19 protein-coding genes are annotated in these 20,734 nt (G+C 72.4%); 5 read left to right on the top strand and 14 right to left on the bottom strand.

The window, feature by feature from the left end:
- Nucleotides 1-73: 73 nt before the first annotated feature.
- From ACGFMP_RS18100 to ACGFMP_RS18090, 3 genes are all read right to left on the bottom strand, one after another.
- Nucleotides 74-976 carry a FadR/GntR family transcriptional regulator gene (locus ACGFMP_RS18100; RefSeq protein WP_393673420.1) on the bottom strand — a complete coding sequence of 301 codons (903 nt, stop codon included), beginning with the start codon at nucleotides 974-976 and terminating at the stop codon, nucleotides 74-76.
- Between the two features lie 105 nt (nucleotides 977-1,081).
- Nucleotides 1,082-2,854, bottom strand: a complete 1,773-nt coding sequence (locus tag ACGFMP_RS18095) for an ATP-binding cassette domain-containing protein (RefSeq protein WP_393673419.1) — start codon at nucleotides 2,852-2,854, stop codon at nucleotides 1,082-1,084.
- A gap of 43 nt (nucleotides 2,855-2,897) precedes the next feature.
- Nucleotides 2,898-3,632: an NUDIX domain-containing protein gene (locus ACGFMP_RS18090; RefSeq protein ID WP_393673418.1), complete on the bottom strand. Its 735-nt coding sequence runs from the start codon at nucleotides 3,630-3,632 to the stop codon at nucleotides 2,898-2,900.
- A 417-nt stretch (nucleotides 3,633-4,049) separates the two neighbouring features.
- On the opposite strand from ACGFMP_RS18090, the gene ACGFMP_RS18085 reads away from it, so the two are divergent.
- The gene (locus ACGFMP_RS18085; protein WP_393673417.1) at nucleotides 4,050-5,360 is read left to right on the top strand and encodes an alpha/beta fold hydrolase; all 1,311 of its coding nucleotides are present in this window, start codon (nucleotides 4,050-4,052) and stop codon (nucleotides 5,358-5,360) included.
- Here the strand turns inward: ACGFMP_RS18085 and ACGFMP_RS18080 are convergent.
- Nucleotides 5,272-6,534: a DUF4192 domain-containing protein gene (locus ACGFMP_RS18080; RefSeq protein WP_393673416.1), complete on the bottom strand. Its 1,263-nt coding sequence runs from the start codon at nucleotides 6,532-6,534 to the stop codon at nucleotides 5,272-5,274. The genes ACGFMP_RS18085 and ACGFMP_RS18080 overlap by 89 nt on opposite strands.
- A 135-nt stretch (nucleotides 6,535-6,669) precedes the next feature.
- Here ACGFMP_RS18080 and ACGFMP_RS18075 point away from each other — a divergent pair, with 135 nt between their 5' ends.
- Together ACGFMP_RS18075 and ACGFMP_RS18070 are read left to right on the top strand one after the other, a co-directional pair.
- Nucleotides 6,670-8,850: a DEAD/DEAH box helicase gene (locus ACGFMP_RS18075; protein ID WP_393673415.1), complete on the top strand. Its 2,181-nt coding sequence runs from the start codon at nucleotides 6,670-6,672 to the stop codon at nucleotides 8,848-8,850.
- A 193-nt stretch (nucleotides 8,851-9,043) separates the two neighbouring features.
- A complete protein-coding gene (locus tag ACGFMP_RS18070) occupies nucleotides 9,044-9,634 on the top strand; it encodes a hypothetical protein (RefSeq protein ID WP_393673414.1) in 591 nt (196 codons plus the stop codon).
- 36 nt (nucleotides 9,635-9,670) lie between these two features.
- Here the strand turns inward: ACGFMP_RS18070 and ACGFMP_RS18065 are convergent, their stop codons facing one another.
- The 7 genes from ACGFMP_RS18065 to ACGFMP_RS18035 all read right to left on the bottom strand — a co-directional run bounded on the left by ACGFMP_RS18065 (nucleotide 9,671) and on the right by ACGFMP_RS18035 (nucleotide 16,363).
- Nucleotides 9,671-10,342 carry a hypothetical protein gene (locus tag ACGFMP_RS18065; RefSeq protein WP_393673413.1) on the bottom strand — a complete coding sequence of 224 codons (672 nt, stop codon included), beginning with the start codon at nucleotides 10,340-10,342 and terminating at the stop codon, nucleotides 9,671-9,673.
- Between the two features lie 54 nt (nucleotides 10,343-10,396).
- Nucleotides 10,397-11,089, bottom strand: coding sequence for a ribonuclease HII (locus ACGFMP_RS18060; RefSeq protein WP_393673412.1), 693 nt, complete (start codon nucleotides 11,087-11,089; stop codon nucleotides 10,397-10,399).
- Between the two features lie 48 nt (nucleotides 11,090-11,137).
- Nucleotides 11,138-12,028, bottom strand: coding sequence for an ADP-ribosylglycohydrolase family protein (locus tag ACGFMP_RS18055; RefSeq protein WP_393673411.1), 891 nt, complete (start codon nucleotides 12,026-12,028; stop codon nucleotides 11,138-11,140).
- 191 nt (nucleotides 12,029-12,219) lie between these two features.
- Nucleotides 12,220-13,473, bottom strand: coding sequence for a Rieske 2Fe-2S domain-containing protein (locus ACGFMP_RS18050; RefSeq protein ID WP_393673410.1), 1,254 nt, complete (start codon nucleotides 13,471-13,473; stop codon nucleotides 12,220-12,222).
- Nucleotides 13,474-13,671: 198 nt separating this feature from the next.
- Nucleotides 13,672-14,631: a hypothetical protein gene (locus ACGFMP_RS18045; protein ID WP_393673409.1), complete on the bottom strand. Its 960-nt coding sequence runs from the start codon at nucleotides 14,629-14,631 to the stop codon at nucleotides 13,672-13,674.
- A 43-nt stretch (nucleotides 14,632-14,674) separates the two neighbouring features.
- A complete protein-coding gene (locus tag ACGFMP_RS18040; RefSeq protein WP_393673408.1) occupies nucleotides 14,675-15,652 on the bottom strand; it encodes an SRPBCC family protein in 978 nt (325 codons plus the stop codon).
- Nucleotides 15,653-15,658: 6 nt separating this feature from the next.
- Complete coding sequence (locus ACGFMP_RS18035; RefSeq protein WP_393673407.1) at nucleotides 15,659-16,363, bottom strand: hypothetical protein; 705 nt, start codon at nucleotides 16,361-16,363, stop codon at nucleotides 15,659-15,661.
- 379 nt (nucleotides 16,364-16,742) lie between these two features.
- On the opposite strand from ACGFMP_RS18035, the gene ACGFMP_RS18030 reads away from it, so the two are divergent.
- A complete protein-coding gene (locus tag ACGFMP_RS18030) occupies nucleotides 16,743-16,871 on the top strand; it encodes an LPFR motif small protein (RefSeq protein WP_393673406.1) in 129 nt (42 codons plus the stop codon).
- A gap of 39 nt (nucleotides 16,872-16,910) precedes the next feature.
- On the opposite strand, the gene ACGFMP_RS18025 is transcribed toward ACGFMP_RS18030, so the two are convergent.
- Together ACGFMP_RS18025 and ACGFMP_RS18020 are read right to left on the bottom strand one after the other, a co-directional pair.
- Nucleotides 16,911-17,351, bottom strand: coding sequence for a GNAT family N-acetyltransferase (locus tag ACGFMP_RS18025; protein ID WP_393673405.1), 441 nt, complete (start codon nucleotides 17,349-17,351; stop codon nucleotides 16,911-16,913).
- A gap of 93 nt (nucleotides 17,352-17,444) precedes the next feature.
- Complete coding sequence (locus ACGFMP_RS18020) at nucleotides 17,445-18,602, bottom strand: MFS transporter (RefSeq protein ID WP_393673404.1); 1,158 nt, start codon at nucleotides 18,600-18,602, stop codon at nucleotides 17,445-17,447.
- Nucleotides 18,603-18,811: 209 nt separating this feature from the next.
- Here ACGFMP_RS18020 and ACGFMP_RS18015 point away from each other — a divergent pair, with 209 nt between their 5' ends.
- Nucleotides 18,812-19,738, top strand: coding sequence for a winged helix-turn-helix transcriptional regulator (locus ACGFMP_RS18015; RefSeq protein WP_393673403.1), 927 nt, complete (start codon nucleotides 18,812-18,814; stop codon nucleotides 19,736-19,738).
- Nucleotides 19,739-19,976: 238 nt separating this feature from the next.
- On the opposite strand, the gene ACGFMP_RS18010 is transcribed toward ACGFMP_RS18015, so the two are convergent.
- Entirely contained in the window at nucleotides 19,977-20,639 is a 663-nt protein-coding gene (locus ACGFMP_RS18010; protein ID WP_393673402.1) for a histidine phosphatase family protein, read from the bottom strand.
- Nucleotides 20,640-20,734: the final 95 nt, after the last annotated feature.

Genomic DNA, 20,734 nt, shown 5'->3' with positions numbered 1-20,734 from the left:
AAGTCGGACATGTGACGCGCGCGAGCCGCCGCGAGCCCCTGACAAAGGGGCCGGCGGCGGCCGGGCGGGGCGGTCAGTGCTCTCGGGGGGCCGGGACGACATGGTCGGCGGGAGCCGCGGACTGATCGGACGGGACGGTGAGCAGCTGGCGCATCGCCGCCTCCGCAGTGCCGCCGTCGCCCTCGGCGAGCGCCTCGACGATCCGGTGGTGCAGCCCCACCGATGTGTCGCCGGGCCGCTCACAGCCGGTGACGGGGCCGCCGGAGACATGCAGAGCGGAGGACACGATGCCGGACAGGTGCTCGAGCATGCGGTTGCCGGCGACCTGGAGGAGCAGGGTGTGGAATTCCACGTCGGCGCGCGTGAAGGTGAGCGCGTCGCCCTGGGCGGCGGCGTGGGCCATGATCTCGGCCATGTCCGCCAGCCGCTGCTGCACGTCCTCGCGGCCGTGCCCCGCGGCGAGCCGGGCGGCGAGCGGCTCGATGGTCCAGCGCAGCTCGAGCAGCTCGCGGCGCTGCTCGTCGCGCTGCGGACCGAAGGCTCGCCATTCGATGATGTCGGGGTCCAGCAGATTCCAGTCGCTGACCGGACGGACCCGGGTACCGACATTGGGCCGGGCGCTGACCAGGCCCTTGGCCTCGAGCACCCGCAGGGACTCGCGCACCACGGTGCGGGAGACCTCGAAGCGCTGGCCGATCTCCTCGGGAACCAGCGGGCGGTCGGCGCCGAGGTCGCCGGACACGATCATCTGTCCGAGCTGCTGGACGAGTTGGCCGTGCAGTCCCCGGCCCCGGCTGCCGCCCGCCCGGCGGCCGACCCGGCCCATGTCCGGGTCCATGCCGTCCCAGGAGCCCAGCCCCGGGCGGTCGGCGCCGGGGGCGTCGGCATAGGAATAGCGGTCCAGCTCGCCCGGGCCGGCGATGCCGGAGTCGGCGGATCGAGCCGCGGTCATCATGGTGTGCGCAAGGGTACTCACGCATCCTTTGTCGGCGATGCCGGAGCGGGCCTTGAGGGCTTTGCTGAAAAGCACACGAAAGGGTGAGCGCTCATCACCTGATAATTGACGTTTTATCGGGGCGAATCAACCCTCTTCGCCCTCGACGCGGACAGCTCCCCGGGACCGGACGGGAGTTGGCGTCCGGTCGCGCCTGCGCCCGCGCAATCCGCCTGCCAGATAGGCGATGACCAGGACGGACAGCGACAACGCCAGGGCGACGAAGAGCGGTTGGGCGGCCCAGTGCAGCGCTTCGAGCGCCGCACGGTCGTCGGCGCGCGGCGCCCCCGTCAGCACCGACCACAACGCACCGCCCGCGTCGAGGAATTCGCGCCCCGGCCGCCCACCGAGCAGCGCCCGTACGCCGGGTGCGACAAGCAGCGGCACCGACAGGACCGCGGACAGTCCGAGTGCGGTGGTACGGAACGCGCACGCCGCGAGCACCCCGGTCCAGGCGCATCCGACGGCCAATGCCGCCCAGCCTGCCGTGCCGGCCGACAGCACCGTCATGTCGGGGGCGCGGCCGGGACCGAGGGTCAGCCGCAGTGCGGCGGTGTCCACCAGAGCCGCCAGGCCGGCGAGGACCACGGCCAGGGCGCCGCTCACCGCGAGCTTGGCCGCGAGCAGCCGCGGCGCCCGGGGTTCAGGTCCGAAGCCGGGGGTCAAGGCGGGGAAGGCGAACTCCTGCCCGTACGACAGCGCGCCCAGCGCCCCCGCGCCGATCGCGGCGGCGGGCAGCGGGAGCGCCGCCGGCCAGCCGGACAGCAGGCGCAGCGGCGAGACGTGGGCGGCGCCGCCGCGCGCCAGCAGCAGCGTGCTGATCACGGACACGACGAGGGCGGCTGCCGCCGCGGGCCAGGGGGTGCGCACACCGAAGCAGCGGCGCAGCTCGTAGCGCACCGGATACAGCGGGTTGTGCGGTGTACGGCGGGGCGCGGGGCGCTTCCTCGGGGCCGGTCGCGGCGCGGTGTCCTTCTCGTCCCGGGACGGGCCGGTGTCCCCGGCTCCTCCCGCGGCCGTCTCGTCGGCCAGCTGGTGCAGCAGGATCCCGTGCCGGTAGGCGACCTCCCCCACGGCTGCCGACGTGGCGCCGTAGACCGCGATGCGGCTCCCGCTGGTCGTGACGACTTCGGCGCCGTCCTCGGCCAGCAGTCCTGCCAGCCGCTGGGCGTAGGGCGACCGTACGGCCACGTGCGGGCGCAGCCGGGTGCCGGCGAAGAGCGCCGCCGGCTGGTCGGCGACGACCCGGCCGTCCGCGAGGGCGATCACGCGGTCCGCAGTCCTGGCCAGGGCTCCGGGGTCCCGGCCGGTCAGCAGCACGGCGCCGCCCGCGGCCGCGTGCCGGCGGGCGAGGGAGTGGACCCAGGCCGCTTCGCGCGGCGGCAGCTCGCGGACCGGGTCGTCAAGGACGAGGGTGTGCGGGTCGGGCAGCAGCGCCACGGCGAAGGCCAGCCTGCGGTCCATGCCGAGCGAGTAGGTGCCCAGGCGCCGGTCGGCCACCGCGTCGAGGCCGACGGTCTCCAGCAGGTCGTCGGCACGGGCGGCCCTGAGGCCGTGGGCGGCGCAGAGCATCCGCAAATGGCCGCGCGCGGTACGGCGGGGGTGTCCTGGCACGTCGCCGAGGACCGCGCCGATGGCGCGGGCAGGCCTGGCCAGTTCGTGCAGCGGGCGGCCGTCGACGAGAGTGGCGCCCCTGCCTGCTTCCAGGCCGAGCAGCAGGCGCAGGGCGGTGGACTTGCCCGACCGCGCCGGTCCGAGCAGACCGGTGACCTCACCCGGGCGGATGTCGAAGGTGAGGTCGGCGACGGTCGGCGGGGCGCTGCGGCGAGGGACGCTGGTCAATCCGATGGCCTGGATCACCCCAGCACCATAACGCCGGAAAAGGGGTAAATCGCCCTACGAACTACACCTCGGGCCGGAGCATCGGCGGATTGAGCAGGGTGGCCCCTCCCGCCCTGAACAACTGTGCGGGACGACCGCCCTGACGTGTCGTCGTCCCCCCGGTCGGCACCAGGAACCCCACCGTGCCGGTCACCTTGCGGTGGAAGTTGCGCGGGTCGAGCGCCACCCCCCACACCGCCTCGTAGACCCGGCGCAGCTCGCCCACGGTGAATTCGGGCGGGCAGAAGGCGGTGGCCAGGGACGAGTACTCGATCTTCGACCTTGCCCGCTCCACCCCGTCCGCCAGGATCCGGGCGTGGTCGAAGGCCAGCGGCGCCGCTTCGCCGGTGTGCTCCTGGGCGCCCTCGGCCAGCAGTGTGCCGACCGGCGCCCAGCGCGCGCTGCGGGCGTCGCCGCCCGCCCGCGGTGCCGGCAGGTCGGGCGCGAGCACGAGGTGCGCGACGCTCACCACCCGCATTCGCGGATCACGCTGCGGGTCGCCGTAGGTCGCGAGCTGTTCGAGGTGCGCCCCGCTCTGCGCGCGCAGCCCGGTCTCCTCGGCCAGCTCGCGTGCCGCCGCCTGCGACAGATCCTCGTCGGCCCGTACGAAGCCGCCGGGCAGTGCCCATCTGCCCTGGTAGGGAGGCTCGCCACGGCGTACCGACAGCGCACACAGCGCGTGGTCCCGCACGGTGAGCACGACCAGATCGACGGTGACGGCGAAGGGCGGGAAGGCCGACGGGTCGTAGGGCGACATGCAGCGATCTTAGTCGTCTGCTTGACGATAATCAGCAGGATCGACACCTGCTCCGCGATCACGTTCTCCCGGTGTCCGGCTCGCCCCCGGACACCGGGTTGCGGCCTCGTCGCGGCCTTCCCCTGCCCCTCGCCGGCCCCGGCCGACCGACCCGTGACGCCGAGGCGCAGGGCACGGCGGACGGCCGCCCGCCCGCTGCCACGCCGACGCGGCAGGTCCGGTGGTCCCGTGGGCGCGCGCCAGGTCCGGTGGTCGCGTCCGCTTGCGGCCGGGAGCGGTTCGGCAGTCGCACCGGGTGGTCGCCGCACCGCTGACGGGCGGCGCGCCGAGCCTCCGGGACGCGGGGCCGTCTACGGTTCTTGAACGAGAGAGCACACGCGCAGGGCCCGGAGGCCCGCGAAGCAGAGAAGAGGCAGCATGCCCGTCCACCGCCTGCCAGGCACCGTCGTCACAGATCACCGATTCCGCGTACCGCTCGACCACGCGGAGCCCGACGGCGAGCGCATCGAGATCTTCGCGCGGGAAGTGGTGGCAGCGGGCAAGGATCCCGACCGGCTGCCCTGGCTGCTCTTCCTCCAGGGCGGGCCGGGCAACCGCAGCCCGCGCCCGCTGGGCAAGGACGGCTGGCTCGCACGCGCCCTGGACGACTACCGCGTGCTGCTGCTCGACCAGCGCGGCACGGGGCTCTCCACTCCGGCGAACCGCCTGACGCTGCCCGCGCGCGGCGACGCGGCCGCGCAGGCGGAATACCTCTCCCGTTTCCGGGCCGACGCGATCGTGCGCGACTGCGAGTCCATCCGGCGCAGCCTGCTCGGCGAGGACCGGCCGTGGAGCGTCCTCGGCCAGAGCTTCGGCGGCTTCTGCGCCGTCAACTACCTGTCCTTCGCGCCCGACGCGCTCAGCGAAGTACTGATCACCGGCGGCCTGCCGGGGCTGCGGGTGACCGCGGAGGACGTCTATCGAGCGGCCTACCCGCGGATCCAGCGGAAGAACACCGCGCACTACGCCCGCTACCCCGAGGACGTGGAGGCGGTCCGTGACATCGTCCGCCATCTGCGGGACAGCCCCGTCGCGCTTCCGGGCGGCGGTGTGCTCACTCCTCGCGCCTTCCAGTCCCTCGGCCTGATGCTGGGCTCGGGCAGCGGCTCCCACGTCCTGCACTACCTGATCGAGGACGCCTTCGTCACCGGCCCTGCCGGGCGCGTCCTGTCCGACTCCTTCCTCTTCGAGGTCCAGGGGCATCTCTCCTTCGCCGCGAATCCTCTCTACGCCCTGCTGCACGAGGCCTGCTACGGCCAGGAGTCCGCCTCCGCGCAGGGCACCCGGTGGGCGGCCGAAACCGTCCGCGGCGAATTCCCCGCCTTCGACGCGGACGCCGCACTGGACGGCGAAGAACCCGTGCTCTTCACCGGGGAGACCATCCACCCGTGGATGTTCGAGACCGATCCGGCGCTTGCACCATTGCGCGAGGCGGCCGAGCTGCTGGCACAGCGCGAGCAGTGGCCGGATCTCTACGACCCGGACCGCCTGGCGGCCAACAAGGTGCCCGTCACGGCGGCCGTCTACCACGACGACATGTACGTCGACACTGCCGATTCGCTGGAGACCGCTCGCGCGATCAGGGGTCTGCGCACCTGGGTCACCGACGAATACGAGCACGACGGCCTCCGGGTGAGCGACGGCCGGGTCCTGGACCGGCTGGTCCGGCTGGTCCGCGGCGAACTGTAGTCGCCTCCATGAGCCTTCTGCGGCGGGTGCTCCGCAAGGACCGCCGCACCGCTTCCGGGTCCAGCCCCTGGCGGACGGCGTGCTGCAGCAGGCGGGCGAAGGTGCAGTGCGGTTCGAGGTCCAGGGCCGCGCACAAGGCGACCCGCGCCTCCGCCTCGTCGCCCGAGCACCAGGCCACCCAGCCGGTCAGGGCCAGCAGCGCGGCGGCGTGCTCCGCGTACACCCCCGCGCAGCGCCTTGCCAGCGCGCGCCACAGCCGGATCGCCGCGTCGGCCCTGACCGGATCCGCCCACTCCACGACCTGGTCGCGCGCTCCGTGATCCTGGAGACCGAGGATCATCTCGGCTGCTTGGCCGTGGTCGAGGAGTTCGTCGTCCCTCCTGTCGGACCGCACCGGGTCGTTGATCAGCGGCACGGAGGCGAACACCTCCAATGAGCCGCGTGCCAGCTCGACGGTGCGCTGCGTGACGGACGCGCCGGCGCTCCTGTCGAGCATGCGCGGCACCAATCTCGCGCAGGCCAGGTCGAGCGCCGTCTCGTGCGCCGGGTCGCGCGGCTCGGCCGGGCGGAGGCGGGACTCCAGGTCGCTCAGCGACAACGGCATCCGGATGCCGTGGAAGGCGGCCGCGGCGGCGAGCTCGGATCCGCCGGGCTCCGCGACCGGGACGCCGTCGTCGGGATCCTCCGGCCCGGCGCCCCCGGACCCGGGCCGGCAGTATGACCACCAGCGGCCCCCCGAGAGGCACAGCGCCTCGATCACCGGGACGTCCATTTCGCCGCAGGCGATGCGGAGCTGCTGGGCGAGCGGCCGCAGGCGCTCCATCACCTCGGAGGACCGCTCGCCGACGCGCGGATCCCGGCAGAGGAAGACGACGATGGAGGTCGGCCGGCCGCCACGCCGCATGCTGCCTGTCACCAGGCAGTCCGCGAGCTGCCGTGCCAGGTCCGGCCACTCGGTGGGATCCTGCGGCTCCTCCGGGAGCCTCAGTCGCAGTCTGCCGCCGAGTCGCCCGTGCTCGCCGTGCAGGGCCAGCAGGACGATCGAGTCGTCCGGGTGGTATCCCAGCAAGAACGGCAGGGCGTCCGCGAGTTCGTCCGGCCCGTGCAGGACGACCTTCATCTCACCCGCGGGCGCTGATGACTCTTCGTGGTCAATTCGGTTGCTCTGTGTCATGAGTCGAGCTTGCCGCAGTCACCACACTCCGCACCAGACCCCCTCAAAACCTGTGGATAACTTTCGGTCCCGAGTTGTCCACAGGTCACGGAACGGGGTTGGCGCTCTGTCGGTGCTGTCCTGTTGCATGGGGGCATGACTGAATCGACCACCGAACTGCGCGCTGCGGCCGACATCGTCCTGAGCCGGCTGGTCGGTGCGGAAGCGGGTGCCGCGCGGCTGCGCGAGGACCAGTGGCGCGCCGTCGAAGCGCTGGTGGCGCACGCACGCAGGACGCTGGTGGTGCAGCGCACCGGGTGGGGCAAGTCGGCGGTCTACTTCGTGGCCACCGCGCTGCTGCGCGGGCGGGGCGCGGGCCCGACCGTGATCGTCTCGCCGCTGCTCGCGCTGATGCGCAACCAGGTCGAGGCCGCCGCGCGGGCCGGGATCACGGCGCGCACGATCAACTCGTCGAACGCCGAGGAGTGGGGCGGGATCGAGGCGGAGGTGGCGGCAGGAGAGGTGGACGTCCTGCTCGTCAGCCCCGAACGGCTCAACAATCCCGACTTCCGCGACCAGGTGCTGCCGAAGCTCGCCGCGACGACGGGCCTGCTGGTCGTGGACGAAGCGCACTGCATCTCCGACTGGGGCCACGACTTCCGTCCCGACTACCGGCGGCTGCGCACGATGCTCGCCGACCTCCCGCCGGGAGTGCCCGTGCTGGCGACCACCGCGACCGCCAACGCCCGGGTGACCGCCGACGTCGCCGAGCAGCTGGGCACCGGCGTCACGGGGGCGGACGACGAGGGCACCCTGGTCCTGCGCGGCCCACTGGACCGCGAGAGCCTGTCACTCGGGGTGCTGCGGCTGCCCGACGCGGCGCACCGGCTGGCCTGGCTCGCCGACCACCTCGACACCCTCCCCGGTTCAGGCATCATCTACACCCTGACGGTGGCCGCAGCCGACGAGATCACCGCCTTCCTGCGGCAGCGCGGATACCCGGTGGCCTCCTACTCCGGCCGCACCGAGAACGCCGACCGGCAGGCCGCCGAGGCGGACCTGCTGGCCAACCGGGTCAAGGCGCTGGTGGCGACCTCCGCGCTCGGCATGGGGTTCGACAAACCGGATCTCGGTTTCGTGGTCCATGTCGGTTCCCCCTCATCGCCGATCGCCTACTACCAGCAGGTCGGCCGCGCGGGCCGCGGTGTCGACCACGCGGAGGTGCTGCTGCTGCCGGGCCGCGAGGACGAGTCGATCTGGCGGTATTTCGCGTCCCTCGCCTTCCCGCCCGAGGAGCAGGTCCGCCGCACCCTGGCGGCGCTCGAGGCGGCTGACAGGCCGCTGTCGGTGCCCGCGCTCGAGACCCGGGTCGACCTGCGCCGCTCCCGGCTGGAGATCATGCTCAAGGTGCTCGACGTGGACGGCGCGGTCCGCCGGGTGCGCGGTGGCTGGACGTCCACCGGCGAACCGTGGGCCTACGACACCGAGCGCTACGCGTGGGTCGCGCGCCAGCGCGAGGCCGAGCAGCAGGCGATGCGCGACTACGCGGGAAGTACCGCGTGCCGGATGGAATTCCTGCGCCGGCAGCTCGACGACGAGCTGGCCGAGCCGTGCGGGCGCTGCGACAACTGCGCGGGAGCGCGCTTCCCCACGGAGGTCTCCGCCGGGTCGCTCGACCTCGCGCGGCAGGCGCTGGGGCGCCCCGGCGTGGAGTTGGAGCCGCGCAAGATGTGGCCGACGGGACTTGAAGCGATCGGGGTCCCGTTCAAGGGGCGCATTCCGGCCACCGAGCAGGCGTCCGGCGGGCGGGCCCTGGGCCGGCTGTCGGACATCGGCTGGGGCAACCGCCTGCGACCGCTGTTCGCCGAGGGGGCCGCCGACCGGCCCGTACCGCCGGAAGCGGTGGAAGCAGTGGTGCAGGTCCTGGCCGACTGGGCCAAGGGCCCGGGCGGTTGGGCCAGTGGCGCGCCGGACGCACCGGCGCGTCCGGTCGGGGTGGTCTCGGTCGCCTCGCGCCGTCACGGCGTGCTGGTGGAGACGCTGAGCGCCCGAATCGCCGAGGTCGGCCGGATGCCGCTGCTCGGCAGGGCCGAATACGCGGACGGCGCGGACCCCGGCGGTGTGCCGCGCAGCAACAGTGCCCAGCGCGTACGGGCACTGCACGCAGCATGGGTCCTGCCGCCGGAATTGGTTGAAGCTGTGAAGGCGGCGTCAGGACCAGTGCTGCTGGTCGACGATTTCTCGGACACCGGCTGGACACTGGCTGTCATCGCCCGGCTGCTCCGCCGGGCCGGCGCCACGGCGGTGTTCCCGCTGGTCCTGGCCGTTCAGGGGTGAGCGGCCCGGCCGCCGGGCGAAGGCCGGGATCTATCCGACGGACGGGACCATTCCGGTCGCGGACGCCAATTGCCCGTTGCCGCAGGGCAATACGCGGGGAAGAATTGGAGGCGGATCCCCGAACGGCTCTCCGAGCCACCTGACCGGCGCACGCCCGCGGCCGGTCCACGGGTGCATCCGTGAAGGGAGGACCGTGACCATCGGCTTCGTTCCGGAGACGTCCTCCGCCATCGTTTCTCCCGCAACCCGCAGTCTGGAACCCACCGAGTGGACCGACATCGGTGTGCCCCTGCTCGCGAATCCACGCGAAGTGGTCAAGGACCTGCACGCGAGACACCTTCCGCCGCCGTCCACCGCGGTGGTCGCGGTGTACGACCCGGACGGGCGGATCCGGGCCAGCGCCTCGTTCGGCGCCCGCAGCGGCGTCGTTGACGGGTGGGAACGGCGCAACGCGCTGCTGTCCCACCTGCGTCGCGTCATTCCGCACGACCTGCGTCTGCGCAAGCCCGTACGCACCGCGGTGCTGATGATCTGCCGCGAAGGAGCGCCGGGGTGGACCGCCGAGGACGGCGCCTGGATGTGGGGCCTGCGCGACGCCTGCACGCTGCACGGGCTGCGCTGCGGCTCGTACGTGACGCTCACCGGCGACGGCTGGCATGTCATCGGTGAGAACCGCGCCGGGCGTACGCCGAACGCGACCTCGTGGTCGCGCCCGAGGACCGACCCGGCCCCCGTGGTCGCCAACGGCACACCGCAGACGCTGCGCCACGCCTCGGCGCGCTGAGCGGTTCCCGGGCGGGACCTCCCCGCCCGGGAACGCTCAGGCGCTGGCGCCGAGCGCGCTGTTGATACGGGCCGGGTCGCCGCACACGATCAGCAGGACACCGGCACGGGCCAGCGCGGTGGCCAGCTCCCGCGGCAGCGTGTCGTCGCTTCCGCCGTTGAGCGCAACGACCACGACCGGTCGGCCGGTGGCGCGTGAGGCGGTGATGTCGGCGTAGAAGACGTCGTCGGCCGCGTCGTGCTGCGCCCAGTAGGACGCTTCGCCGAAGCTGAGCTCGTGCGCGGCCCACGGGTGCTGCTCTCCGGTGGTGAGCAGCAGGATCTCGCCGGGCGCGCGACCGGTGTCGAGCAGCAGGTCGACGGCCTCCTCGGCCGCGTCCAGCGCACCGTCTGCCGGGGCGGGGATGAGCTGGATCTGTGCGGTCTGCGTGGTGGCCGGGCGCTGCGCGGGCACCGCTGCGGCAGCGGTAGGGATGACCGGCTGGTTCGCAGGTGCGGGTCCGGGGGTGCCGATCTGGCGGCCGGTTCCGGCGTGGCCGGAAGTCGAGCCGACAGCGGCGACTGCCCTCGGCGGCGCCGGCCGCGGCGCGGCGGGCCGGGGCGGACCTGGGACAGGACGGGGGGTCGACGCACTCCGACCGCTGGTCGGAGCAGTGCGAGGACCCGGGACGCTCTCGTGAATCTGAGGCTCCTCGGGGGTGAGAGGCATGGGTTGATGTCTATCAAACGCGCACCGAATGCGCAGCGGGGGGTGGGGGCTGGATCAGAAATCGAAACCGAGTTGTTCCCCTGTGTCGTCCGGATTGCGGACCTTCTTCAAGTGCTGCCAGCGCGGCATCGAGTCAAGGTACGACCACGACATCCGGTGCAGCGGCGTCGGCCCCAGCTCCTCGAGTGCGGAGCGGTGGACGGGTGAGGGGTAGCCGGCGTTGTCGTCGAACGCGAACGGGACGTAGTCCGTGCCCAGTTCGGCCATCTCGCTGTCGCGCTGCACCTTGGCGATGACGGAGGCCGCGGCGACCGACACGCACGACTGGTCGCCTTTGATCACCGTCCTGACCTGCCACGGCCCGCCGCCGCCCAGGTAGTTGTGCTTGCCGTCGAGTATGACCGCCTCCGGCGGCTCGGGCAGCCCGTCGAGAGCGCGCAGCGCGGCGAGCCGCAGGGCGGCTGTCATGCCCAGCTCGTCGATCTCCTCGGAGGAGGCCTGGCCGAGCGCGTAGCACGTCACCCAGCCGGTGAGCAGCGCTGCCAGCCGGGTGCGGCGCTTGGGGGTGATCAGCTTGGAGTCGGTGAGGCCTTCCGGCGGGCGGCGCAGGCCGGTGACGGCGGCGCAGACGGTGACCGGTCCTGCCCAGGCGCCGCGCCCCACTTCGTCGATGCCTGCGACGGTTTTCACGCCGAGGGTGGCTCGCATCGAGCGTTCGACGCTGTGTGTGGGTGGTTGGTACGCCATGGCGGACACCAGCCTACCCGCCGGTCTCCCTCCGCTTCCACGGGCCCATCAGGACATCACGGCCCAGTCCGGCAGTGCTTCGGTCCGATCGGTCCATGCCGCCGGCGGTTCGCCGCCCGGCCGTGCTGCGATGATGCCGCCGACGATCGCGCAGGTCGTGTCGACATCGCCGCCCGCCTTCGCGGTGGTCCAGAACGCCCGCTCGTAGTCACCGAGGTGGCGCGCGGCCGACCACAGGGCGAAGGGCACGGTGTCGTGGGCGCTGGTCCTGCGGCCGCAGCCGAGCACCGCCGCGACGGTGGCGACGTCCGCGTAGTCGAGCATGTCGCGCGCGCGGCGGATGCCCGCCTGCACGGCGCTGCGCGGCACGAGACCGACGACCGCGCCGAGCAGGTCGGACGGATCCTGCGGTCCTCCGGGGTCGGCGACGAGCGCCGCGGCGGCGGCCACCGCCATCGCTCCGGCGACCGCCTCCCGGTGCTGGTGCGTGGTGTACGCGGAGATCTCCGCCTGGTGGCTTGCCTGCACCGGATCGCCCGCGTACCAGGCGCCGAGCGGGGCGACCCGCATCGCGGCGCCGTTGCCCCACGATCCCTGGCCGTTGAAGAGACCTGCCGCCAGCTCCCGCCAGTCGGCACCTTCCTGGCGGATCAGCCGGAGCATGCGGTTGACGGCGGGGCCGTAACCCCGGTCGAAGTCATGGTGCTCGGCGAAGGACATCGCGAGCGCGTCCTGGTCGACGCGCCCGTGCCGGGCGAGGACGGCCACGACGGAGCAGGCCATTTCGGTGTCGTCGGTCCACTGCCAGGTGCCTGGCGGCAGTTCGCCGTTCTGGAGTGCCGGGTAGTGGGCCGGGACGAAGAACTGCGAACCCAGGGCGTCGCCCACGGCCAGCCCCCGGAGGCTGGCGAGAGCACGGGAGACCGGCGACGACTTCATTCGGCATATCGTAATGACCTGCGCCGATCCGGTCACGCACCGGCTTTGGTCTGCGAGGACTCGATCGCGGGCGGCGGGTCGGGACGCGCTGGCCCGCCCGGTCCCGGTGGCGGGTCGGGACGCGCTGGCCCGCCCGGTCCCGGTGGCGGGTCAGGCCCGTTGGGCCCGGGTCGCCCGCGGAACTCGGGCGCTCAGCCGGCCGGCGGCGGGGAGGCGAGCACCTGGCCGGCCGGGACCTCAGGCGCCGCGGAAGGACAGCCGGTCGATGCAGCGCCGGCGTCCGCCGCGTCGCCGCATGCGCGGTCGGTGCCGCACAGGGCGGCCTGCGGGCGGATGGGGACGCCGTTGGAGCGGAGCACCTCGCGGACGTTCATGATCAGCGGGAAGACCTCGTGGTTGAGGTCCCTGCCCTGTTCGTCCCACGCCCGCTGCTCGGCCTCCACGGCCGTACGGTCCTCGGCGAAGACCCGCTCGGTGAAGCGCCGGATCAACGGCCAGGCCAGCTGCAGGGCGCCGGGAATGCGCGGCTTCTCGATGGTGAGCAGGCCGTAGGCGTGGCAGGTGCGCTGCTCGGCGTCCTCGGGCACGTAGGCCACCCACAGGCTGAACGCCGGGCGCTCGGCGTTCTCCGGGACCAGCTCGAGCCGCTGGTGCGGGTATTCCGTGCGGATGGTCATGACGTCCGCCGAGTCGCCGCCCCCGATGCCCTCCGCGGCCAGCAGGGCGGCTCCGCGGTTCCGCTTGCCTCCGCCGTGGGTGAACAGGTAGCGGGCCTCGACCGAGGACGCGCGCGTCTCGTGGCCCAGCAGCTTCGGTTGCAGCCTGCCGACGACGCCCCGGTGCAGGAACTGGTGGTTCATGTCGAGCAGGTTCTCGTGCATGAACGAGTAGTGGCAGCGCACCACCCGCGAGAAGGTCATGGTCTTGTGCCGGGGCGAGCCGAACAGCGGTACTTCGGGCAGCGCGGTGGCCGCCGCCTTGGCCGGATCGCCGGGAAAGACGAAGACGAGGCCGTACGCCTCGCGGACGGGATACGCGCGCACACCGCGCGGCGGCCGGCCGTCGCCCTTGGACAGGTAAGGGATCTGCGAGATGCGGCCGTCACCGCGGTAGGCCCACGCGTGGTAGCAGCAGCGGAGCACCTCGCCCTCCACGACACCCATGCTCAACGGCACCTGGCGGTGCGCGCAGCGGTCCTCCAGCGCGTGCACGGTGCCGCTCTGCGCCCGGTAGAGCGCGATGCGCTGACCGGCGAAGGCCGTGGCGAAGGCCTTGCCCCGACGCACGCTTCCCGAGACGGCGACGGGGTGCCAGAAGTCCGGGTTCAGCCCCACGCGCCGCAGGTCCCGCAGGCCCATCGCGTCCAGGTGCCCGTGCTCGGCAGGACGGCCGCCCCCGTTTCCCGCAGCGACGGTCGTAGCCCCCTCGGAGCCGGTCTCGGTCATAGCTCTCCTTCGCACGCGGGACCCCTGGCGGGCGGTCACAGGTGACGCCGGACCGGGCGCTCCGCGGTGCGGAGGGGGGTCCGGGGCCGTTTCCATCCTCACCCCGCCTCGCGCCCGCCGACTTCCGGGCGCGTCCGTCGGGGTGAACGGCCTGTCACCAACCTGCGGTGTGCGAGGTGTCGCCGCGCGGTCCTGGGGCTATCCGGTCGTGTGGCGCGAGCGTGGTGCATGGCGGCGGGCGTCGCTCTCGCCACGGACCTTCGGCCGCCCGCGGCCACGGCGCGCACCCGTGCCGCGGGAGGACGACTTGCCACCCTTGCGCCTGCCGTGGCGGCGGGCGGGCATTTCGGGGGTGCTCGCAGTCTCCTCCGCAGCCGGGGCGTTCTCCCGCGCGTCGCCGCCTTGATCGGCGCCTCCCGCCGGCGCTTCGGCATCCTCCGAAGTTGCCGTTTCGGCATCCTCCGAGGTCTGGGCCCCGTCACCAGCCGTTCCGGCAGCGTCGTCCGCGGCATCCTCGACTGTCCCGGCAGCGTCGTCCGCGGCATCCTCGACTGTCTCAGCTGTGTCGTCCGCGGCATCCTCGGCTGATTCGGCTGCGTCGCTGGTCATCTCCGCTGCGCCCTCGACGACGTCGCCCGCATCCGTGACGGCGTCGGTCGCGTCGGAACCGACATCCTCGACGGCACGTCCCGCGTGGTCGGCGACGTCTCCTGCGGCCTCGCCGACGGCGTGTCCCGCGGAGTCCACTGCCTTGCCTGCGCCCCCGCCCACTTCCTCCACCGCTTCCCCCGCACCGCGTCCCAGTTCGCCCACGGCCCTGCCTGCGCCTTGACCGGCGGCGGCGACGGCCTCCCCGGCGGGCGCGGTGATCTGCTCCAGGATCTGCGGATTGCGGTCGATCGTGTCGAGGACGTCGTGGAGGATCGCAGCCACGTTGTCCAGGCGGACGTTCAGCAGTGCCTGGGCCTCGACTCCCTTGATGTCCAGCTCGACCTCGCCGAGGACGACGTCCACCCCCACGTCCAGCTTGAGCAGGTCCAGCACCTCGGCGTGCAGGGAGACCCTGGCCCGCAGGTCCTCGACGTGCAGGTCGATTTCATCGACATTCAGGGTGGGGACGTCCAGGTGGACGTCCGGATCCCCGTCTGCGTGCGACATGTCGTTCCCCGGTGCCGACCGCGGCACAACGGTCCCTCCGTCGTCAGGCATCGTCCTCCTCGTCCTCCTCCCCGTCTTCCTCCCCGTCCTCGTATTCGTCGTCGTCCTCGTACTCGCTGTCCTCCTCGTCCTCCTCGTCCTCGTCTTCCTCGTCTTCCTCCTCGTTCTCCTCCGCCATGGCCTCCTCATGGGTGCGGACGACCTGACCGTCGCGGATCTCACCGCGCCAGCCTTCTGCCTCGTCCTCCGCGAAGGTCACGTACCGCTGGAAACCTTTGAAATCCAGCCGCGCCCTACGGCCTTGCGCACGCCACAGGTTGCCGGTCTTCTCCACGAGGCCGCTGGGCGAATACACCAGAACGAGGACGATCCGGGTCAGCGTCGGGGTGATCTCGTGGAAGCTGACGGCTCCCTGCGTGCTGCCCGCGGTGCCCTCGGAGGTCCAGACGATCCGGTCGTCGGGCAACTGCTCCTGGGTCGTCGCCTTCCACGACCGGGTGGAAGGGCCGACCTTGACGGTCCACTCGCTGGTGGCTTCGTCCCCTCTCTCGGCCCGCTTCACGCCCTTGGTGAAACCGCTGAAGTTCTCGTACTCGGTCCAGTGGTCGTAGGCAGTCCGCAGCGGCACGCCCACATCGATCATCTCGACGATGTCCGTGGCCTTGACGTCGGAGGTGCCTCCGCCTCCGCCGCCACCACCGCCGCCGTCATCGCCGCCACCGCCGTCCCCGCCCCCGGTCACCGCGTCCTTGACCTTGCCCGCGACACCTCCGGCGCCCGAGGACGCCTTTTCCGTGATCGCCTTGACGGGTGACTCCCCGTGCAGAAGGCGTGCTCCCATCTTCGGGACGACGCCGCTGTCCTCGTCGACCTGGACGATGTGGCCGGCCTTGTCCATCAATTTGCTGCCCGTTCGATGCGCAGCGCTCTTGGCGCGGGCGGTCAGATAGCGCCCGAGTTCCTGCTTGAGCTGGCTGAGCGGGGTCTGCTCTGCTTGTGAGGTCTTCTTGCCGGTGGCCATCAAGGATCACCTGTCCCGTTTCGAGCGTGCAGCCGTCTTCTTCGCGGGCCTGCCTCTGGCCGCGGGCTTCGCCTTGGGTGCGGCCTTCCCGGCAGCTCCTGAGCGCCCGGCGGGAGGCTTCGCGGAGGCGGCCCGCTTCTTGGGCTTCTTCGCCGGAGCCGGCTCGTCCTCGGCGCTCTCCCGGGCCTTCCTCGCGGCGGGTTTCCCGGCCGCGGGCTTCTTCGCCTTGGGCGTCTTCGCCGACTTCTTCCCGGGCCGCCCCGCCGGCCTGCGAGGCGCCACTGCCTCGTCCTCCTCGGCGTCCTCGTCCTCCTCCGCGACCGCGTCCTCGTCCGCGTCCTCCGAGTCGCCGTCATCTTCCTCCGGCGGATTCTCCTGCTCGTCCGCCCCCTCCGGCGACAGGCTGCGCGTGCGTTGACGGAGGGCCTCGGTCAGGGCGTTCACCCCGCGGTCCGCCGCCTTCCGGGCAAGTCCTCGCCTGGGGCTGCCGCTGCCCTGCTCTCCGCCGTCGTCACCATCACCCCCGTCGTCCTTGGATCCCGGAAGCCCTGGCACCCTGCGGGCGCCGGCGGCGAGGGCGGAGCCGGGCCTCAGGCCCCTGCCCGCCAGTACGGCGGCGGCGGTGAGCGCCATCTGGTTCTTCTTGGCGCGGCCGAGCAGGTAGCCGCCTGCGAGGGCTGCCGCCAGGCCGAGGTTCCTCGGTTCATCCATCACGCTTCGCCTTCTCATGGTGGGATGCGCGTGCTCGCAGCGAGATGCGGTGCCACGTTCAGGCGCCGTACCAGGCGTTCTCCGGCCTCTCCCGTCGCGACGTCTCCGGCAGCGCGGTGGTCCGTCGCGCACTCATGCGCGGAGAGAGACCCGGCACGCCGACGGGTCGGAGCGTCGACGCCCCTCCCGCTCCTGTCCCAGTCTGGTCCGATCCCGCCAAACCGCATCCCGGAGAGCGCGGTCGTCCCGGGTCACCGGAGATCGGCGCCCCCCACGAGCCATGCGGCGGGCCACCCGGGGAAGGCGCAAGGACAGGGGGCTGGGGCACCTTTACCGGACCATCCCGGAAGCGGCCCGCAGTCTTCGGGAGAGGAGCATCATGCTGAAGGCAATCGGCGACGTGTTCGCCAAGGTGGGAAGCGCCGTCGCCACGGTCGTCACACTGCCCTTCAGGGCCGTCGCACGACTTTTCGGCGGCGCGTCCGACTCCGCCCACGGACATCACTGACAGTGATCGCCGCGGGCAGGCCGGGGCGGGCGACAGGGATCAATGCGGCAGTTCGATCTGGTAGCGGATGAAGCCGCGGTTCTCCGCGACCTTGTCGTAGAGGTGGCGGGCCGTGCTGTTCGATTCGTGGGTGTTCCAGTAGACACGGCTGCACTCCCGCGCCCGCGCCCAGTCGGACACGGCGGCGATCAGCGCGCGAGCCGTGCCCTTGCCGCGGACGTCCGGCGCGGTGAAGAGGTCCTGCAGATAGCAGACGTCAGGCCCTGACGTACTGGGGTGGACGAGGAAGTGCACGATGCCGATGAGCCTGCCGTCCAGCTTCGCGCCGAGGGCGTGCATACGCGTTCCCACACGGAATTCACGCCAGGCCCTCTCGTACATCTCGGGCGGCTCGACACGCTGGTAGAAGTCGATGTAGGCGCGGAACAGCGCCTCCCAGTCGTCCCGGTCCGACGCCTCGAGCCCGCCGATGCCGATCATGTGCGCACCCCCATGTACAGGTGGATCCCAGTGGATCACCGTCTAGTGGATCACTGTCTATCAGCGGGCACCGGGGCGCGACGAGGGGCTGCGTCACCCGGCGCCGGTCGGTGCCTCCAGTCGGCGGACCCGTCGGAGCGGCCCGGCCAGCAGGATCACCGGCGGGACGAAGGCCAGCCCGCAGACGAGCCACAGCGCCCCGCGGGTTCCCCAGAGCGTGGACGCGGCGCCTGCCGCCAGCGCGCCGAAGGGGATCGCGCCCCAGGACACGAAGCGCACCGTCGCCATCACCCGGGGAAGCAGGTCGGGCGGCGTCGTCATCTGCCGGTGCGTGCGGGTGAGGATGCTCAGCACCACCACCCCGGCCCCGAAACCGGCGTTGCCCAGCGCGAACAGCAGCAGGCCGGCGCCTCGGCCCGCCAGCGGCATCAGCAGTGCCGCGCACGCGCCGAGGCCGCACGCGACCAGCAGCGCCCGCGCGCTGCCGACCGACTTTGCCAGCCTGGGCGTCAGGGCGGCTCCGATCAGGCTGCCGACCCCTTCCGCGGCGATCAGCACGCCCACCGACGCCACGGGGGCGTCCAGGGTCCTGACCAGGAAGACCGGGATGAGCGCGGTGAGTCCGCCGCAGACGAAGTTGACCGAGGTGGCCATCGCCACGCACGGGCCCACCACCCGGTGGCGGACCACGTACTGCCAGCCCTCCCTGATGAGCGCCGACGTCCTCGGCGCGGTCCCGGATGGGGCCGCCCTGCCGTGGCGGGCCTCGGGGCGGGGCAGCGTGCGCAGCAGCGCCCCCGAGGCCAGGTAGCTGACCGCGTCGACGGCCAGGGTGCCCGCCGCGCCGAGCAACTGCACCAGCACACCGCCCAGCGACGGCCCGGCGAGCTGGTTCACCGCCTGCGTGCCGGAGGTGAGGCTGTTTCGGGAGGTGAGCTCCTCCTTGGCCACCACCGAGGGCAGGAAGGTCGCGTTGCCCACGTCGAAGGCGGCGGCAACCGGCACCGAGGCGATCGCCACCGCGCGCACCAGGTCCATGGCCACCTGGGTGCCACGCAGCGGCAGCCGTTGGACCAGCACTCCCGCGGGAAGCCCGATCAGGATCCAGGCGGCGAATCCCGCCGCCGTGACGAGGCTGACCTGGAAGCCCCCGGCGCCCAGTACGCCCACCGCGACAAGCGGCAGCGCGACGGAGGTGACCGCGTCGCCTGCGCCGCTGACGGCCGAAGCCGTCCAGTACCGCCAGAACATCGCGGCACGCCCACCGGCCGGGGACGCCGCGCCCTCCGCACGTCCGATTCCGCCGACGTTCCCTCCGCTTGCCGAGCGCTTCGGACCCTGCCGCACGTCGCGACCGCGGCGCACCCCTGTGCCGGGCATCGTGATCCCCCCCGAGATAGTCAGTCTCTAAAGGAGACTCACTATAGAGGTGGGCGTTGTCCGGATGGCAAGGTGGAGGCATGCGCACTTCGAGGGTCGCGGACCCGGACTGCTCCATCGCCCAGGCGCTCGCGGTCGTCGGCGACTGGTGGACACTGCTCGTCGTACGCGACATCGCCGGCGGGACCTGCCACTTCGACGCGCTGCGCGAGAGCCTGGGCATCAGCCGCAAGGTCCTCTCGGAACGGCTGGTCACCCTCGTCGCGGACGGAGTCCTGGAGAAGCGGCTCTACCACCCGCACCCGCCGCGCTACAGCTACCACCTCACGGCCGCCGGCCAGGGCCTGCTACCGGTCCTGGTCGCGCTTCAGGACTGGGGCGGCCGCTACGTCATGGGCGACGGCGCGCTCTCGGCGACCAGCCCCGCCGACTCGGCAGAGACCCGGCGCGTGCACGCGCTCGTCGGCACCCGGCTGCCGGAGACGGCGCTGGCGGCGGCCACCTCGACCGACCGGGCGGGCGAAGCGGAGGTCGACCCGGTCGCGGCTACGCCATGGACGGTCCTCTACTGCTTCCCCGGCGCCTTCGCCCCTGACACCCAGGGCTATCCGCCCGGTTGGGGCGACATCCCCGGCGCCGCGGGGTGCACCCTGGAGTCGTGCGCCTATCGCGACAGATTGCCGGAGTTCGAGGAGCGCGGTGCCCGCGTCTACGGCGTCAGCACCCAACGGCCCGACCAGCTTGCGGCGTTCGCCGAACACGCGCGCATCCAATTCCCGCTGCTGTCGGACGCCGAACTGCGGCTGACGACGTCGCTGCGGCTCCCCACCTTCCGCGCTGCCGGTACGGACCGCCTCAAGCGTCTGACACTGCTGCTGGACGCGGAACGGACCGTGCGCGGGGTGCTCTACCCCGTCCAGGACCCGGCCGGCTCGGTTGCCGACGCCCTCAGCCTGCTCGACGAGGTCGCGGCGTCCACGGACACCCCCACCGTGAGGAGCCGGTGACCGGACCCGCCGCACCCTCGATGCGGGCCGAGAGCTTCGCCTCCCCCGGACTCCGCCGGCGCCGCAGTCCGCATTCGCGCGGGGTCCCGCAGTGGGCCCGTCGGGACTGCCGGGAAGCAAGCTGCACCAGAACGCACCAACCTGCCATCACCGCGGCTTCGACTGCCGCGCCCCACCGGCGGCTCGCCGGTGCGCACATGATGCCGCCGGAGCGCCGATCCCGGCGAGCGGCCGAAGCTCACCAGTCCCCGCCACCGGGAGGCCCCGGTGTCCGCCACCGTTCGAAGGGCCGGTCCAGCGTGTACTGCCCCGACGGTGCGAGCAGCAGGGTGCGCATCTCCGCGTTGTTCGGGTTCGACAGCGCCTCGAACTCCTCGACCGTCCAGTGGAACCAGCGCATGCAGAACAGGCGCATGGTGAGCCCGTGGGTGACTATCAGGACGTTCGGCGGGAAGTCCTCCTTGTCGAAAGCGCGGTAGAGGGTCTCGAGAAAGGCCCCGACCCGGTCGTAGACGTCCGCGCCGCTCTCCCCCATCGCGAAGCGGTAGAAGAAGTGGCCGTACGCGTCGCGTGCCTTGCGCTGCCGCTGGATGTCCTCGACGTCCTGCCAGTTGCCCCAGTCCTGCTCTCTGAGCCGCGGCTCCTCCTTGGCCCTGGTGAGGCGTGGGTCAAGGCCCAGTGCCCGGAAGGTGTGCCACGTCCGCCGGTAGGGCGAGACGAAGGCCTGGACCCGTTCCTCGCCGAACAGCTGCCGCAGCTTCTCGCCGGCCAGGGTGGCCTGGCGCACGCCGGTCGGGGTGAGCTCCAGGGCGTGGTCCGGCACCCTTTCGTAAATGGTGTCATCGCGGTTGCCCTGGGACTCGCCGTGCCGGATGAGCACGATGCGGTGCGGACGTCCCATGACGATCAGCCTATGGTGCGACCGGACCGGTGGCTCGCCGACGCCGCCGACCCGGCCGCATGCCATGCCGCCGTTCGCGCCGGTGGGCCGCTTTC

It is taken from the genome of Streptomyces sp. NPDC049040 (assembly GCF_043197715.1).
GTDB lineage: Bacteria > Actinomycetota > Actinomycetes > Streptomycetales > Streptomycetaceae > Actinacidiphila.
Note: the sequence above shows the minus strand (reverse complement) of the source record. Positions and strands in the feature narration are given on the sequence as shown.